This window comes from Gordonia sp. CPCC 205515 (assembly GCF_048537925.1).
In the GTDB taxonomy this organism is placed as follows: domain Bacteria; phylum Actinomycetota; class Actinomycetes; order Mycobacteriales; family Mycobacteriaceae; genus Gordonia.
On sequence record NZ_JBCLVJ010000012.1, the window covers coordinates 20,875 to 36,043 of the forward strand.

General features: G+C 66.4%; 17 protein-coding genes. 14 read left to right on the plus strand and 3 right to left on the minus strand.

The features are described from left to right. Positions 1-11 precede the first annotated feature (11 nt). The 5 genes from AAFP30_RS19465 to AAFP30_RS19485 all read left to right on the plus strand — a co-directional run bounded on the left by AAFP30_RS19465 (position 12) and on the right by AAFP30_RS19485 (position 5,169). On the plus strand, positions 12-908 hold the full coding sequence (locus AAFP30_RS19465; protein WP_419231649.1) for a sulfurtransferase: 897 nt from the start codon (positions 12-14) through the stop codon (positions 906-908). A 10-nt stretch (positions 909-918) separates the two neighbouring features. Next, a complete protein-coding gene (locus AAFP30_RS19470) occupies positions 919-1,371 on the plus strand; it encodes a SufE family protein (protein ID WP_419231650.1) in 453 nt (150 codons plus the stop codon). Continuing rightward, entirely contained in the window at positions 1,368-2,882 is a 1,515-nt protein-coding gene (locus tag AAFP30_RS19475) for a condensation domain-containing protein (protein ID WP_419231651.1), read from the plus strand. The genes AAFP30_RS19470 and AAFP30_RS19475 overlap by 4 nt, the downstream gene beginning before the upstream one ends. 100 nt (positions 2,883-2,982) lie before the next feature. After that, on the plus strand, positions 2,983-4,788 hold the full coding sequence (locus AAFP30_RS19480; RefSeq protein WP_419231652.1) for an acetyl/propionyl/methylcrotonyl-CoA carboxylase subunit alpha: 1,806 nt from the start codon (positions 2,983-2,985) through the stop codon (positions 4,786-4,788). A gap of 12 nt (positions 4,789-4,800) precedes the next feature. After that, on the plus strand, positions 4,801-5,169 hold the full coding sequence (locus AAFP30_RS19485; RefSeq protein ID WP_419231653.1) for a hypothetical protein: 369 nt from the start codon (positions 4,801-4,803) through the stop codon (positions 5,167-5,169). Between the two features lie 57 nt (positions 5,170-5,226). Here the strand turns inward: AAFP30_RS19485 and AAFP30_RS19490 are convergent, their stop codons facing one another. Next, positions 5,227-5,823 (minus strand): nucleotidyltransferase family protein, encoded by a 597-nt coding sequence (locus AAFP30_RS19490; RefSeq protein ID WP_419231654.1) that lies wholly within the window; start codon positions 5,821-5,823, stop codon positions 5,227-5,229. Positions 5,824-6,003: 180 nt separating this feature from the next. On the opposite strand from AAFP30_RS19490, the gene uraD (AAFP30_RS19495) reads away from it, so the two are divergent. From uraD (AAFP30_RS19495) to AAFP30_RS19515, 5 genes are all read left to right on the plus strand, one after another. Continuing rightward, complete coding sequence (uraD, locus tag AAFP30_RS19495; RefSeq protein ID WP_419231655.1) at positions 6,004-7,992, plus strand: 2-oxo-4-hydroxy-4-carboxy-5-ureidoimidazoline decarboxylase; 1,989 nt, start codon at positions 6,004-6,006, stop codon at positions 7,990-7,992. A gap of 10 nt (positions 7,993-8,002) precedes the next feature. Further along, entirely contained in the window at positions 8,003-8,539 is a 537-nt protein-coding gene (uraD, locus tag AAFP30_RS19500) for a 2-oxo-4-hydroxy-4-carboxy-5-ureidoimidazoline decarboxylase (protein WP_419231656.1), read from the plus strand. Next, on the plus strand, positions 8,536-8,862 hold the full coding sequence (gene uraH, locus AAFP30_RS19505; protein WP_419231657.1) for a hydroxyisourate hydrolase: 327 nt from the start codon (positions 8,536-8,538) through the stop codon (positions 8,860-8,862). Before uraD (AAFP30_RS19500) ends, uraH begins: the two co-directional genes overlap by 4 nt. Positions 8,863-8,982: 120 nt before the next feature. Next, the gene (locus AAFP30_RS19510) at positions 8,983-9,117 is read left to right on the plus strand and encodes a hypothetical protein (RefSeq protein ID WP_419231658.1); all 135 of its coding nucleotides are present in this window, start codon (positions 8,983-8,985) and stop codon (positions 9,115-9,117) included. A 15-nt stretch (positions 9,118-9,132) separates the two neighbouring features. Beyond that, positions 9,133-9,597 (plus strand): DUF5994 family protein, encoded by a 465-nt coding sequence (locus AAFP30_RS19515; RefSeq protein ID WP_419231659.1) that lies wholly within the window; start codon positions 9,133-9,135, stop codon positions 9,595-9,597. 33 nt (positions 9,598-9,630) lie between these two features. Here the strand turns inward: AAFP30_RS19515 and AAFP30_RS19520 are convergent, their stop codons facing one another. Both AAFP30_RS19520 and AAFP30_RS19525 read right to left on the minus strand, forming a co-directional pair. Further along, the gene (locus tag AAFP30_RS19520) at positions 9,631-9,837 is read right to left on the minus strand and encodes a cold-shock protein (RefSeq protein WP_419231660.1); all 207 of its coding nucleotides are present in this window, start codon (positions 9,835-9,837) and stop codon (positions 9,631-9,633) included. Positions 9,838-9,928: 91 nt separating this feature from the next. Beyond that, positions 9,929-10,384: an Lrp/AsnC family transcriptional regulator gene (locus AAFP30_RS19525; RefSeq protein WP_419231661.1), complete on the minus strand. Its 456-nt coding sequence runs from the start codon at positions 10,382-10,384 to the stop codon at positions 9,929-9,931. 223 nt (positions 10,385-10,607) lie between these two features. On the opposite strand from AAFP30_RS19525, the gene AAFP30_RS19530 reads away from it, so the two are divergent. The 4 genes from AAFP30_RS19530 to AAFP30_RS19545 are packed head-to-tail and all read left to right on the plus strand — an operon-like array spanning position 10,608 to position 15,169. Beyond that, positions 10,608-12,086: an APC family permease gene (locus AAFP30_RS19530; protein WP_419231662.1), complete on the plus strand. Its 1,479-nt coding sequence runs from the start codon at positions 10,608-10,610 to the stop codon at positions 12,084-12,086. Then, positions 12,079-12,891, plus strand: coding sequence for a polysaccharide deacetylase family protein (locus AAFP30_RS19535; RefSeq protein ID WP_419231663.1), 813 nt, complete (start codon positions 12,079-12,081; stop codon positions 12,889-12,891). Before AAFP30_RS19530 ends, AAFP30_RS19535 begins: the two co-directional genes overlap by 8 nt. Further along, positions 12,888-14,408 (plus strand): C45 family autoproteolytic acyltransferase/hydolase, encoded by a 1,521-nt coding sequence (locus tag AAFP30_RS19540; RefSeq protein ID WP_419231664.1) that lies wholly within the window; start codon positions 12,888-12,890, stop codon positions 14,406-14,408. Before AAFP30_RS19535 ends, AAFP30_RS19540 begins: the two co-directional genes overlap by 4 nt. After that, positions 14,408-15,169 carry an SDR family NAD(P)-dependent oxidoreductase gene (locus AAFP30_RS19545; protein WP_419231665.1) on the plus strand — a complete coding sequence of 254 codons (762 nt, stop codon included), beginning with the start codon at positions 14,408-14,410 and terminating at the stop codon, positions 15,167-15,169. Before AAFP30_RS19540 ends, AAFP30_RS19545 begins: the two co-directional genes overlap by 1 nt.

The window sequence follows — 15,169 nt, forward strand, 5'->3', positions numbered from 1 at the left end:
GGAGGACCACGTTGAGCGTCCCGACCGACCCGAATCCCGCCTTCGCGGCCTACGCCCATCCGGAGCGTCTGGTGACCACCGAATGGCTGTCGGCGCACCTGGGTGCCCCGGGACTCAAGATCATCGAGTCCGACGAGGATGTGCTGCTCTATGACGTCGGTCACATCCCCACCGCGCAGAAGGTCGACTGGCATCTGCACCTCAACGATCCGGTCACCCGCGACTACATCGACGGTGAGCAGTTCGCCGAACTGATGCGCAGCAAGGGCATCGCCCGCGACGACACGATCGTCATCTACGGCGACAAGAGCAACTGGTGGGCCGCCTACGCCCTGTGGGTGTTCACCCTCTTCGGCCACGAGGACGTGCGCCTGCTCGACGGCGGTCGCGACGCGTGGATGTCGGAGGATCGGGATACCTCGTTCGACGTCCCGGACTATCCGCGGTCGGACTACCCGGTCGTCGAGCGCGACGACAGCCGCATCCGCATCTACGCCGCCGACGTGCTCGCCGCCCTCGGCACCGAGCCGCTCGTCGACGTGCGTTCGCCGCAGGAGTACACCGGCGAACGCACCCACATGCCGGACTACCCCGAAGAGGGCGCGCTGCGCGGCGGCCACATCCCCACCGCCATCTCCATCCCGTGGGCCAAGGCCGCCGCACCCGACGGCCGGTTCCGGTCCCGTCCCGAGCTCGAGGAGATCTACGGCGACCTCGACCCCGCGACGGCGACGATCGCCTACTGCCGGATCGGGGAACGCTCGAGCCACACCTGGTTCGTGCTGACGCATCTGCTCGGGTACACCCATGTCCGCAACTACGACGGCTCCTGGACCGAGTGGGGTAACGCGGTGCGAGTGCCCATCGCGATCGGCCCCGAGCCCGGCTCGGCGCCGACGACGAAGTAGCGCGGGTCCGATGAGCCTGCCCGCCGCTCTCGCCGAGATCGTGGAAGATTTTGGCGCACTGGGTGATTCGGACCGAGTGCAGTTGCTGCTGGAGTTCTCCCGGGAACTGCCCGATCTTCCCGACCACCTCCGCGAAGACGCCATGGAACCGGTCCCGGAGTGCCAGTCACCCGTGTTCCTCTCGGTCGACGCCGCCGATCCGTCGGCAGTGCGGCTCTACTTCAGTGCGCCCCCCGAGGCACCGACGACCCGCGGTTTCGCGTCGATCTTGGCCCAGGGTCTCGACGGCACCTCCGCGACAGAGATCCTCGAGGTCCCGGGCGACTTCTATCACGATCTCGGCCTGGATTCGGCGGTGAGCCCGCTGCGTCTGCGCGGGATGGCCGGCATGCTCGGTCGCATCAAGAGCCAGGTGCGCAGGCAAACCGCCCCATCCCAGACATCACCGCCGCCAGGCGAATGAAGTTCATCCAGATCCGCGACGAACCGATCGAACCGGGTGGCCTCGTCGAATGGATGCCGTATGTGCCGGGCGGCCTCGGCTCGTGGGACGCTGATTCGCGACTGACCTCGTACAACCACGAACAGCATCTGCGGTCGGCGTTCGAGTATCGGCTCGCCACTCGACGCGAGGGCGGCCGCGAATCGTGGCTCGGGGTGTCCATCGAGTTCGACGAACCGCTGTCCATCCCGGCGATCCGCACGACGCTGATGCAGTGGATCGACCGACACGAGGTGCTGCGCAGCCACGTGGTGATCAAGGGCGACGGGCTGCACCGGCTCTCCACGGAACCGGGCACGGTCAAACTCAAGATGGGTCGCATCGGCTGGTACACCTCGCCCGGCCCGCTGGTCGATCAGATCGCCGGGGCGTTCGACCGCGCGACCGCACCGCTGCACTGGCCGGCGTACATGTTCGCCACGGTCGGGCGCGAGGACTCGTTCACCCTGTTGTTCGCCGCCGACCATTCGCTGCTCGACGGCTACTCGCTGATCATGGCGCAGTACGAGTTGCTGGTCTCCTATCGCGCGGTGCGCAACCACACCGAGGCCGAGCTGCCGCCGGTCGGCAGCTACGTCGACTTCGGTGCCGCCGAACGACGTCAGACCGATCAAACCGGCGCCGACCATCCGGCCGTCGCGTCGTGGGCGTCGTTCCTGGCGGCCGGTCACGGCGGCATGCCGGGCTTCGAGATCGGTCGCCGTGAGGCCGAGACACCGCCGGAAGCGCTGGAGGCGCCCGCACCCGACCCGAGCGACGCGTCCGCTGTCGCCCAGGACTCGCTGTACGGCCTCCTGCTGGACGACGAGGCGACCAATAGGTTCACCGCCGTGTGCTCGGCCGCCGGTGGCACGCTGACCGCCGGGGTGCTCGCCGCGTTCGCCATGATCTATCACGCCCAGAGCGGGGATTCGGAGTTCCGCTGTGTCCTGCCCCGACACACCCGCGACGACGCGCGCTGGCTCACCGCGCTCGGCTGGTTCGTCGCGGTCGCCCCGTTCTGCATCGACATGTCGGACTCCCCGACCTTCGATCAGGCGGTCGCACGTGCGACGGCGGAGCTCAAACGGTCCCGGCAGGGATCGTCACTGCCGTTCCTGCGGGTGGCCGAACTCCTGCACACCCGTGCCGAACCGCGCTTCGTGATCTCCTTCATCGACACCCGGTACGCGCCGGGCGCGGCCGAGGCCGACGCCGGCCGCGCGAAGGTGCTGCGCAGTCACAGCTACGCCCCGCACGAGGTCTACTTCTGGATCAACCGGACACCCGGCGGGATGCGGTTGTCCGCGCGATTCCCACCCGAGCCGTCCGGCCCGCCGCTGCTGCCGGCCACCGGTGAGCCGGGAGTGAACAATCCCACTGTGGACGCGCCGATCGGCGAGGAAACCGGGCCGGTACATGCGTTCCTGCGGGACTTCACCCAGCTCATTCGAAAGGTCGGCGACACCAGCACTTTTGGTACCCGCCAGTAACCGGGCAAATTACCGAGGTGGGGTCCACCGAACAATTGCTCGGTGGGCTAGGGTATTGCCCTGAACGTGTGACTGTTTTTGCGAACGCCCAGGAGAACAAGTGCCAAGTACCTCTGCGAACACTATTTCCAAGGTCCTGATCGCCAACCGCGGTGAGATCGCGGTCCGTGTCATCCGGGCTGCCCGGGACGCCGGCTACGCGAGCGTCGCGGTCTATGCCGAACCGGATGCCGACGCGCAGTTCGTGAAGCTCGCCGACGAGGCCTTCGCGCTCGGCGGCCAGACCTCCGCAGAGTCCTACCTGGTGTTCGACAAGATCCTCGACGCAGCGGCCAAATCCGGTGCCGACGCCATCCACCCCGGGTACGGATTCCTGTCGGAGAACGGTGACTTCGCCCAGGCCGTCATCGATGCGGGCCTCATCTGGATCGGGCCGTCCCCGCAGTCGATCCGCGACCTCGGCGACAAGGTCACCGCCCGCCATATCGCGCTGAAGGCCGACGCCCCGATGGCACCGGGCACCAAGGACCCGGTGAAGGATGCCGACGAGGTTGTCGCATTCGCCAAGGAGCACGGTGTGCCGATCGCCATCAAGGCCGCGTTCGGCGGCGGTGGCCGCGGCATGAAGGTCGCCTACACCATCGAGGAGATCCCGCATCTGTTCGAGTCGGCGACCCGTGAGGCCATCTCGGCCTTCGGTCGCGGCGAGTGCTTCGTCGAGCGCTACCTGGACAAGGCCCGCCACGTCGAGGCGCAGGTCATCGCCGACCAGCACGGCAACGTCATCGTCGCCGGCACTCGTGACTGCTCACTGCAGCGTCGCTTCCAGAAGCTCGTCGAGGAGGCCCCCGCGCCGTTCCTGACCGAGGAGCAGCGCGCCAAGATCCACTCCGCGGCCAAGGCCATCTGCCGGGAGGCCGGCTACTACGGTGCAGGCACTGTCGAATTCCTCGTCGGCAGCGACGGCCTCGTCTCCTTCCTCGAAGTCAACACCCGCCTGCAGGTCGAGCACCCGGTCACCGAGGAGACCTCCGGCATCGACCTCGTCCGCCAGCAGTTCCGCATCGCCAACGGCGAGAAGCTCGAGATCTCCGAGGACCCGGCCCCGCGCGGGCACTCCTTCGAGTTCCGCATCAACGGCGAGGACGCCGGCCGCAACTTCCTGCCGGCTCCCGGCCCCATCACCGTCTACAAGGAGCCGACCGGCCCCGGCGTGCGCGTCGACTCCGGTGTCGTCGCCGGCGACGTCATCGGCGGTCAGTTCGACTCCATGCTGGCCAAGCTCATCGTCACCGGCGAGAACCGCGAGCAGGCCCTCGAACGGTCGCGGCGCGCGCTCGCGGAGTTCGAGGTGGAGGGCCTCGCGACGGTCCTGCCGTTCCACCGCCACATCGTCGAGAACCCCGCCTTCCACGGCCACAAGGACGAGAACGGCGTCGAGAAGTTCGACATCTACACCAAGTGGATCGAGACCGACTGGGACAACCCGATCGAGCCCTACACCGGCGCCGAGCCCATCGAGGAGGACGAGTCGCTGCCCCGGCAGAACGTCGTCGTCGAGGTCGGCGGGCGTCGCGTCGAGGTGTCGCTGCCCGGCGACCTGTCGCTCGGTGGCGGCGGCGGCGCCGCTGGTGTCGTCCGCAAGAAGCCGAAGGCCCGGGCCCGCAAGAAGGGTGGCGGCGCTGCCGCGTCCGGCGACTCGGTGCAGGCGCCGATGCAGGGCACCGTCGTCAAGGTCGCGGTCGAGGAGGGTCAGGAGATCGCCGCCGGCGATCTGGTGGTCGTGCTCGAGGCCATGAAGATGGAGAACCCGGTCACCGCCCACAAGGACGGTGTGGTCACCGGTCTGGCCGTCGAGGCCGGTGCCGCGGTCACCCAGGGCACCCTCCTGCTCGAGATCAAGTAGTCACCTCCAGGGGTGCAACCAGTCGAGATCAACGCCGGAAGTTGGTATCTGCGCGCGCTGCGCGCCGACGACCGACTGTCCGACGTCTCCGCACTGACCGACCTCGGTGTCGCCGATCCGCTCGGCTACACCGAGGTCGTTTCGCGTGGTTGGGCCGACGACACCCTGTTCACGTGGGCGGTGTGCATCCCGACCACCGGTGAGCTCATCGCGGTGATCGGTGTCCGCGACGACGACGGCGCCGCAACACTTTCGGGCCGCGCCCGCACCGGCTACGACGACGCACTCAGCGCGGCCGTCGGCCCGGTGACCCGCTTCGCCGAGGGCGCACTCGGCCTCACCCCACCCACCGGACTGGTCGACGTCATTCCGTCACCGTGAGGCAACACCCCGATCGGTTGCGCTGATCATCGGTAGCCGATCAACATCACAACCGATTCACGCTTCCCGCTGGTCGTGGTCGACACCCGTCGCCAGGTCACCGCATTCGACACCCACGACGACGTCGGTGTGCGCCGCGAGATAACGCCCGGCCCCCGTATCGCCGCTCAGAGTGGCACCGACGGCGTCGAAGTGATCGGCCCCGAGATAGACCGGATGACCGGGGCCACCGTCGTAGACTGCCCGGGCCAGCGCCGCGCGGTCGGCACCCGTGGTCGCGAGCAGCCGGGCGACCACCTCGGGTCCGACGTCGGGAGTGTCAACAACGTGTAAAACCATTGCCGCCCATCCGCGCTCGCTGGCGGCGTCGAGCGCACGACGCACCGTCGCCGACAGTCCGACGGACCAGTCCGGGACGCTCAGCGTCGACGCACCCGGAGGCGGCTCGACAACCCGTGCACCCATCGCGACGACCACGTCCTCGCAGCCCCCGGCAGCCAGCGCAGCCACCGCCAACCGGAGCCACTCCCCTTGGTGCGCACCGATTTTCGGCTCGCCATAGCGGGACCCGGCACCGGCGGCGAGGACCACCCCGCCCACCGTCGCGGGTCCCCGCTCACTCCTGTCGCGCGTCTGTCCGTCGGTTGCGTCCATGTCACCCATCCCTTGTCGCCGTGTCCGTTTGACCCCTTTTACGTCTCCGAAATATACGATCCGCCGGTCAGCGGGCACGTGCTGCCGGGTCCACTATGTACCTGCCACCGCGGACGCACCACGCTCCGCGGTCCCCCGACGTGTGCGTTGACGACGCGTGAGCAGAAGGTGAGTAGGGACATGGCAACGGACTCCAGCCCGCAAGCCCCGACATCGAAGAGGAAGCGGCGGGTCGCGCCGGTCGATCAGGTGCCGCCCACCGGCAAACTCGTCGCGCTCGGCGCCCAGCACGTCGTCGCCTTCTACGCGGGCGCGGTGCTGGTACCGCTGCTGATCGCCCGCGCGATCGATCTGGACTCCGAGGCGCTGACGATGCTGATCACCGCCGACCTGTTCACCTGCGGCATCGCCTCACTGCTGCAGTCGGTCGGTGTCTGGAAGATCGGCGTGCGCCTGCCACTGCTGCAGGGCATCACGTTCGCCACCCTGGCGCCGGTGATCCAGATCGCCAACAATCACGGCGGCGGCCGCGTCGGCCTGCAGACGGTCTACGGCGCGGTGATCGCGGCGGGTGTCTTCACCTTCCTCATCGCCCCGTTCTTCGCCAAACTGATCCGGTTCCTGCCGCCGGTGGTGACCGGCACGCTGATCACCATCATCGGCATCTGTCTGATCCCGGTCGGCGCCGGCGACGCCGTCAGCGATCCGGCGACGCACCTGCACGACTCGGCGAACTGGAAATGGGTCTGCTACGTGCTCGGCACCATCCTGCTGATCGTGTTGATGCAGCGCTTCTTCCGCGGTTTCATGGCGACGATCGCCGTGCTGCTCGGCCTCGTGATCGGCACGTTCGTCGCGTGGTGTTTCGGCGACGCGAGCTTCTCCTCGGTCGGCGAGGCGAGCTGGCTGGGCTTCACGCCGCCGTTCGCGTTCGGTTGGCCGCGCTGGGATCTCGTCGCAATCGTCTCGCTGATCGTGGTGCTGATGGTGGTGGCCGTCGAATCCACCGGATCTGTCTTCGCCACCGGCGAGATCGTCGGCAAGCGGATCAAGAAGGAGGACATCGCCGCCACCGTCCGCGCCGACGGGCTGGCCACCGTCATCGGTGGTTCGTTCAACTCGTTCCCCTACACCGCGTTCTCCGAGAACGTCGGACTGGTGCGCCTCACCGGGGTGAAGAGCCGCTGGGTGGTCGCGTGCGCCGGCGTCATCATGATCCTGCTCGGCCTGCTGCCCAAGCTGGCCAAGGTCGTCGAATCCATTCCCGCGCCGGTGCTCGGCGGTGCCGCGCTGATCATGTTCGCGACCGTCGCCATCGTCGGCATCCAGACGCTCACGTCGGTTGATTTCACCGACCACCGCAACCTGATCATCTCCGCCACCTCGCTGGCCGTTGCCCTGTACGTGCAGTTCTCGCAGTCGGCGACCCCGACGACGGTGATCGAGAAGTCGGGTGCGCATGTCGACGTCCCGGCATTGCCCGGCGTCGATCAGGCCATGCCTAACATCTTCCTGCAGATTCCCTTTTCCACCGGCATCACCATGGGTGCGATAACCGCAATCCTGTTGAATCTCTTGTTCTTCCATGTCGGCAGCCGCGGCCCGGCGGTGGCCGGTGGTGGTTCCATCACCCTCGACGAGGTCAACACGATGACCTCCGAGCAGTTCCGCGACACCTTCGGCAGCCTCGTACAGGACGTCGACTGGGTCGTCGACCGCGCCTTCGATCAGCGTCCGTTCGAGGATGTGCATGATCTGCGGATCGCGTTCCAAGAGGCCATGCTGACCGGCAGCGACGTCGAGCAACTCGAGCTGATCCAGGCCTTCCCCAACCTCGGTGCCGAAGACGAAGAGACCGGCGAACTCACCGCCGTCGATCACAAGGGACTGTCGCACCTCGAGGAGAGCGAGCACGAGAACGTGGTCAACCTGTCCGCCGCCTATCGCGAGCAGTTCGGGTTCCCGCTGGTCATCTGCGCCCGGGAAACCGAACGCTACGACCGCATCCTGCGCAACGGCTGGGCCCGCATGGACAACTCCCCAACGAGCGAGAAGTCGTTCGCGCTCATCGAGATCGCCAAGATCGCGAACTATCGCTTCGACGATCTGGTCGCCGACGCCAACCCGATCACGTCGGCCCGGTTCAGCCGGCAGCCCGAACTCACCTAGGGTTGGGAGTATGCGTCGTGTCGATTGGCGAGGATTGTCCAGTTTCAACGAACTGTCCGACCGCAAGGCCATCCATCAGCTCTACGAGTGCTGCAGTTCGTCGATCTGGGCGCTACGGGTGGCCAAGGCCCGCCCGTTCACCGACGACGACGCACTCCTCGACTACGCGGACGCGATCCTCGACGAACTCACCGACACCGACCTCGACGAGGCGCTGGCCGGGCATCCACGCATCGGCGATCGCCCGGACAATCCGGCGTCGGCGCGCGAACAGTCCGGGGTCGCAGGCGCCGACGCCGCGGTGCTCACCGAGCTCAAGGAACTGAACAAGGCCTACGAGAAACGCTTCGGCCACGTCTATCTGGTGTTCGCCAACGGACGCCCGGCCGACGTGCTGCTCGGCATCCTGAAGGAGCGGATGGGCAACGATCCCGCGACCGAGCGGCGCGCGATGCGGTCGGAGCTGGCAAAGATCAACCGCAGCAGACTGATTCGGATGCTGACGCCGGCCGAGGCGTTCCTCGACGAAAGCGCGGCGCAGGCATGACCGGACTGTCCACCCATGTACTCGATGCGGTAACCGGTTCTCCGGCAACGGGTGTCGCGGTGACACTGCAGGACGCCAGCGGTACCGAGGTGTCATCCGGTGTCACCGACGCCGACGGACGGATCGGACAGGTCAACGGCGACGCACTGGTCCCGGGGATCTATCATCTCGTGTTCGACACCGGAAACTGGTTCTCCGACAACGGGATCAACGGTTTCTATCCGGAGGTCGACATCTGCTTCGAGGTCAGCGACCCGGACCGGCATCATCACGTGCCGCTTCTGTTGAGTCCGTTCGCGTACTCGACGTATCGAGGGAGTTGACCCAGCCCGTTACCGTCCGAACGAGTCCCATCGGCACCCCATGCCGACAATTCGCTCCCGGGGGCATAGAGTCGGGTAGGCAGGCACAATCGCCTGCCCACCCTTTCTGAACGGATTTCCATGCCCTTGACTGATTCCGAGCTCTTCTCGCACGCCGCGGATGTTGCGGATGCGGCCGTGGTTGCCACCTCGGCCACCGATGACCTCGTGTTCTCCGACGCCCCGGACACCCCCACCACCACGGGGCGAGACTGAGTCACGGCTGTCGCCGTGATACCGACCCTCGGTCCGACCCGACTACGCCTCGCGCCCGACCTGCGAGCGTCGATCGCCGGGGCCTGGCTCCCCTACACCGCACGGATCTCCCAGGAACTGCCGGCGCTGCGGGACGCGGCCCGCGGACGCATCGGGACGATCTCCACCATCGAGGTGAACTGGCGTACGTTCTCGCGCTACCCAGGCCTGGATTCGGAGAACTCGCCGGTACTGCTGCCGCTGATGTCGATCACCGCCACCCGCTGCGCGGTGACGCTGCTGGTCATTCCGCCGCGGACCGCGTCTCCGCTGGCCGCGGCCTTGTTGCACCAGGCCGGCTACCCGGAGGCCGCCGCGCGATCGAACAACCACTCCCATCTCGTTCTCTACGCCGCGCGCATCCTGCAGCGCGCGGCCGACCAGCACGACGCCGCCCTGGCGGCGAGTGCCGGAAAAACCAGTAACGCCGCCCGAACCTGAGTCCGGACGGCGTTACTGGTGTGAAGTTCTATTTCAGAGCGCGGTGACCTGAGTCGCCTGCGGGCCCTTGGGGCCCTGCTCGACCTCGAACTCGACGCGCTGCTGCTCTTCCAGGCTGCGGTATCCGCCACCCTGGATAGCCGAGTAGTGGACGAAGACGTCCCCATCGGAGCTGTTGTCCGGAGCGATGAAGCCGAAGCCCTTTTCGCTGTTGAACCACTTGACGGTTCCCTGTGCCATGTTGCTGTGTACTTCTCTCTTTATGCATACGTGCGTCAAGTGACACACGCGTGGTCCATCCTTCCACACAGAACCCGCGCTGGCCAATCGCTCAGACCGGCGTCGCGTAGCGCAGCTTGTGCACCCGCATGATCGAGTTGGTCTCCACGTTGCGCACCCCGGTGATGCGGCCGATCCTCTCGTTGATCAACTTCCACAGCGCCGCATTGTCGGTGACGAGCAGCTCGACGCAGATGTCGAAGCGCCCCATCACCGTCGACACGTAGGTCGCCTCGGGCAGCTCACATACCGCCTCGATGACCCGTTCGTGGTCTGCCGGGTCCACGTCGAGGAAGACCAGCGCCAACTGCGTGGTACCGAGTGAATTGGGGTCCGCGAAGGCCACGATCCGCAGTACGTTGAGATCCTGCAGGCGTTTCACCCGTGCCCGGATCGTGGCCTCGGATGTCCCGAGCGTCCGACCGATCTCGCGGAACGCGCGGCGACCGTCTTCCTCGAGTTCACGGAGGATGCCGCGGTCGAGGTCATCGAGCGAGTAGGTAGACATGTTCGAAGCATAACGGGCCGAGTGTCCGCGCAATGCGAACTCGATACGGACGTTGGATACGTGTTGCGACGTGTAAACCCTGTGTTTCATTCGCAAAAGCTTCCGATTCCCTCTTGTGCCTCGCAATGCGTGGCGTTACTCTTCTTGTGTTGTGACATCGCGCACAGAAAATCCCCCACAAACTTTCATTGCGCACCCAGACACCGCCATCAAGGAGCACGACGTGACCGCAGCCCACGACGAACTCGCAGGAATGCCTGCGTACGAGAAAAACCTGCGATGGTGGGACGGATTCACCATCAGCCTCTCCATCCCCGCCGCCCTGTTCATCGTGATCGGGTACGCGATGGGTGCCATCGGCGCCTGGACGGCGATAGCCATCGCGGTGCTCGTCGCCGTCATCGCCTGCCTGCAGAACTTCATCTACTCGGAGATGGCCGGCATGTTCGGCGACAAGGTCGGCGGCATCTCGATGTACGCCAACGAGGGGTGGCGCTCGAGGTGCACCATCGTCGGGCCCATCGCCACCTTCGGCTACTGGTTCAGCTGGTCGAGTTCGCTGGCCATCTACGGCCTGCAGATCGGCACCCTGGTGCAGGCCGAGTGGTTCCCCAACCAGACCTGGACCTTCTCCACCGGCCTCGCCACGCTCGGCTTCCCGCACATGGTCGCCCTCGGCGTCCTGCTGTTGGGCTGGCTGCTCAATATCCTCGGCATGCGCCCGGCGATGGGCATCATGTACGTGACCGGCGTCATCATCCTGATCCCGATCCTGGTGTTCGCCATCGTCCCGTTCTTCTCCGGACAGTGGCACGCGTCGAATCTGCATTGGGACCTGGCCGCGAGCGGTCATCCCGGCTGGCAGACCATCATCGCCTGGATGTTCGTCATGGCCTGGTCGGTATACGGCATCGAAGCCGTCGCGGCCTTCGTCCCCGAGTTCAAGTACACAGTCTCCGATTCGCGGCGCGCACTACGGCTCGCCGGACTGTTCGTCCTCGCCGTCTACTTCCTGGTTCCGCTCGGCGTCGGCGGCCTGACGAATCAGCCCGACGTGGCCGCCAACCCGGTGACCTTCTATCTGCAGGCCTTCGACACGATCATTCCGGGGTCCGACTGGTTCATGACGGTGTGTCTGATCGCCGGTCTGATGCTGATGATGGTCATGACCACGGCGACGGGCGGCCGGGTACTGCATGGCAGTGCGCTCGACGGTCTCACCATCCGCCAGCTCGGCGTGCTCAACCGATTCGGTATGCCGGGCCGCGCGATGTCGCTCGACCTGCTGGTCAACGTCGTCCTGATCGTGTTCGTCGGTGAGGCGATGGCCGTCATCGTCGCCGGCATCATGGGTTATCTGATCTGCCACATCCTCTCGCTCACCGGCTTCATCAATCTGCGCCGCGACCGGCCCGACGCACCCCGCCCGATCAAGCTCGGCCGCCAATGGATCTACATCGCCGGTCTACTCGCCGCGATCGACGCCATCGTCCTCGTCGTCGGAGTCCTGAGTTCGGAGATCACCGGCTACGGCGGCCCCAAGGAGATCATCATCGGCGTCGGTGTGCTGTCGCTCTCGGTGATCCTCTACTTCTACCGCCAGGTGGTGCAGGAGAAGAAGACCTTTCAGTGGCGCATTCCGGCCACCGCGTCCGACTCCACCGTCTCCCCGGTTGTGATGGAAGGTGCCGACAATGTCTGAGATCCCCGTCTCACTCACCTTCGACGTGGACGCCGAAGCCGGCTGGCTCGGTGAGGGGCAGGAGTATGCCCGACGCCTGACCATCCTCTCCGAGGGCCGCTACGGTGTGGTCCGCGGTCTCCCCCGCATCCTGGATCTGCTGTCCCGCCACCATATTCCGGCGACCTTCTTCCTCCCGGGATATACCGCCGAATTACATCCGCACCTGATCGATCTGCTTCTGACGAACGGTCACGAGATCGCCCACCACGGCTATCTGCACGTCCGCAGCGATCAGGTCTCGGCGGAGGTCCAGACCGAGGAGATCGACAAGGGACTCGAGGCGCTACAGCGACTGGGCGCACCTCGACCGACCGGATATCGGTCCACCTCGTGGGAACTCACGCCGGAGACCTTTGACCTGCTGATCGACCGGGGCTTCGACTACGACTCGAGTTGCATGGGCGACGACCGGCCGTACCTGGAAACCCATGGCGGACGGTCGATCCTGGAGCTGCCGGTGCACTGGTCGCTGGACGACTGGCCGCGGTTCGGCTGGAACATCGACGGCGGCGGCAATGTCGCCGACCCGGCCGAACTGTTCCGCTGCTTCGCCGCCGAATTCGATTCGGCGCAAGCGGAATCCCGGCACACCTCGTTCACCATGCACCCCGAAGTGATCGGCCGGCCGTACCGCCTGGCGCAGCTGGAGAAGTTCATCGAGTACATGGTCTCGGTCGGCGATGTCCGGTTCGCCCGCCTCGACGAGGTGGCCGCACAGGCCGGCCCCGAACTCCGCGGCCGTGAATTGCAGGCGATCCGATGAGCACCAACGTCTTCCGCTCCACGGAAGCCACGTCGTACGACCGGGGACGAGGATTCGGCACCGCCAACGCCCGCCAGGTGACCCGGACCGTGACCGCGTATCGGTCGCTGTTCGACACCGCCGCGGGCACCGCGGTGGATCTCGACTCGTGGGGACGGCTCGCCCGCACCCAGATCGAGTGCCACGCACCGGATCTGGCCGACGAGATCCGAGGCATCGCCGACGGTGCCGGCCTGCCGGTGGAATCGGTCTCGGCCATCAACGCGCGCACCGAGATCCTGGCCGCGTTGGGTGCCCGCAGCGCCGAATGCACGACGGTGGTCGGGCTGCGAACCGGCGCCGCGCCGGTCGCCGTGCAGTGCTGGGACTGGTACGAATCCCTCGCCGACAGCTGGCTCGCCTGGGAGATCATCCATCCTGACGGCCGGGTCACCACCACGGTCACCGAGTACGGCATCGTCGGCAAGATCGGTGTCAACGATCGCGGAATCGGCCTGCTGTTCAACATCCTTCACCATCGGGCCGACGGCGACGGGATCGGTTTCCCGGTCCACGTGCTCGCCCGGTCGGTGCTCGATCAGGCCGACGATCTCAACCAGGCATTGTCGCGGATTGCGCAGGCCCCGGTGTCGGCGTCAACATGTCTGACCGTCGTCGGCCATCGCGGTGGCGAATCCGCCGCGGTCAGTGTCGAACTCAATCCGGCCACGATCGGCTATGCACTTCCCGACGAGCGCGGTATCCTGGTGCACACCAACCATTTCCTTTCTGCCCCAGCGGCTCTCGACGACACCGAACTGGTCGGCGGACCCGATACGGTGATCCGGCACGACATGGTGCGTCGCGCCCTCGCCGATGTCGGCGAACTCACCGAGGAGCGGGCGCTGCGGGCGCTGGACGCCCACCTGCTCGGCGGCGGCGCCACCTGCGCCCATCCGGATCCGGCGCTCGGCGCAGCCGCACAGTTCGAAACCCTTGCGACGGTTCGCCTCGACCTCGAGGCCGGCACCGTCTCCGCCCACCCGGGCGGACCCTGTACTCATCCGCTCATCCACCCTGAATCCCCCGCCTACAAGGAGAACCCCATGACCACCGCACCGTTGGCGCTCAAGCGCATCGACAACATGGACATCCTGAGCCACGACGTCGATCGCCTCGCCCGCTTCTACACCGAAACCCTCGGCCTGAGCTACTTCCTCCCCTACGAGCGGGACGAGAACTGGGCCGCGATCGACATGGGCAACGTCACGCTCTACATCTTCGAATCCACCGTCGGGGAGCATGAGCCGCGCCGTACCGCGATCAACGCCGAAAATGCGCCCGGGATGGACTCTTTCGCGTTCGAGGTGGATGATCTCGACGCCGCCGAGGCGGCGCTGGAGGGCAAGGTCGAATGGGTCGACGAGCGTATCGAGTGGAAGCACCCGAACGGCACCTGGTACCGTTACCGCCCGTTCTTCGATCCCGACGGCAACATGCTCTACGTCACCGAACCGCACGTCGCACCGGAGGCGTGATGTCGTACCTACGAACAGATCTCGCCGGCCGACTGGCCTTGATCACCGGGGCCGCCCGCGGCATGGGTGCCGCCCACGCGAAAGCCCTTGCCACCCAAGGCGCCGACGTCATCATCACCGACCTCGACGGCGGAGAGCTCGAGGCCACCGCCAAAGGCATCCGGTCCGACACCGGTCGTACCGTCACCGCCGTGGTCGCCGACCTGACCACCAACGACGCCGTCGACACCATCTCGACTACGGTATCCGCCGCCGGAGGCGTGCTCGACATCGTCGTCCACAACGCCGGAATCATGCACGACTGGAACGGTTTCCGCGACACCCCGACGCAGAACCTGGAGCCATATTTCGGGGTCAACGTCCTCGCACCGTATCGCCTGACCCGGGCACTGCTCCCGCAGATCGAGCGCAGCACCGCGGGCCGGATCATCTTCATCAACTCGCAGTGGGGACAGCAGCCCGACGGTCATTCCTATGGGTACATGATCGCCAAGTCCGCCCAGCTCGGATTCATGCGTGCTCTCGCCAAAGAGCTTGTTGCGGAGAAGATCCTGGTCAACGCGATCGCACCAGGCGCCATCCACACCCGCATGGTGCCCGACGACGTGTACGACATCGAGCTCGCCGCCGTCCCTCTCGGGCGACTCGGGGAGGCCGACGAGATCGCCGACGCCGTCGTGTTTCTCGCCTCCGACGCGGCGTCGTTCATCACCGGCCAGACCCTCGCCGTCAACGGCGGCGCCCACATCCCCTCCGCCTGA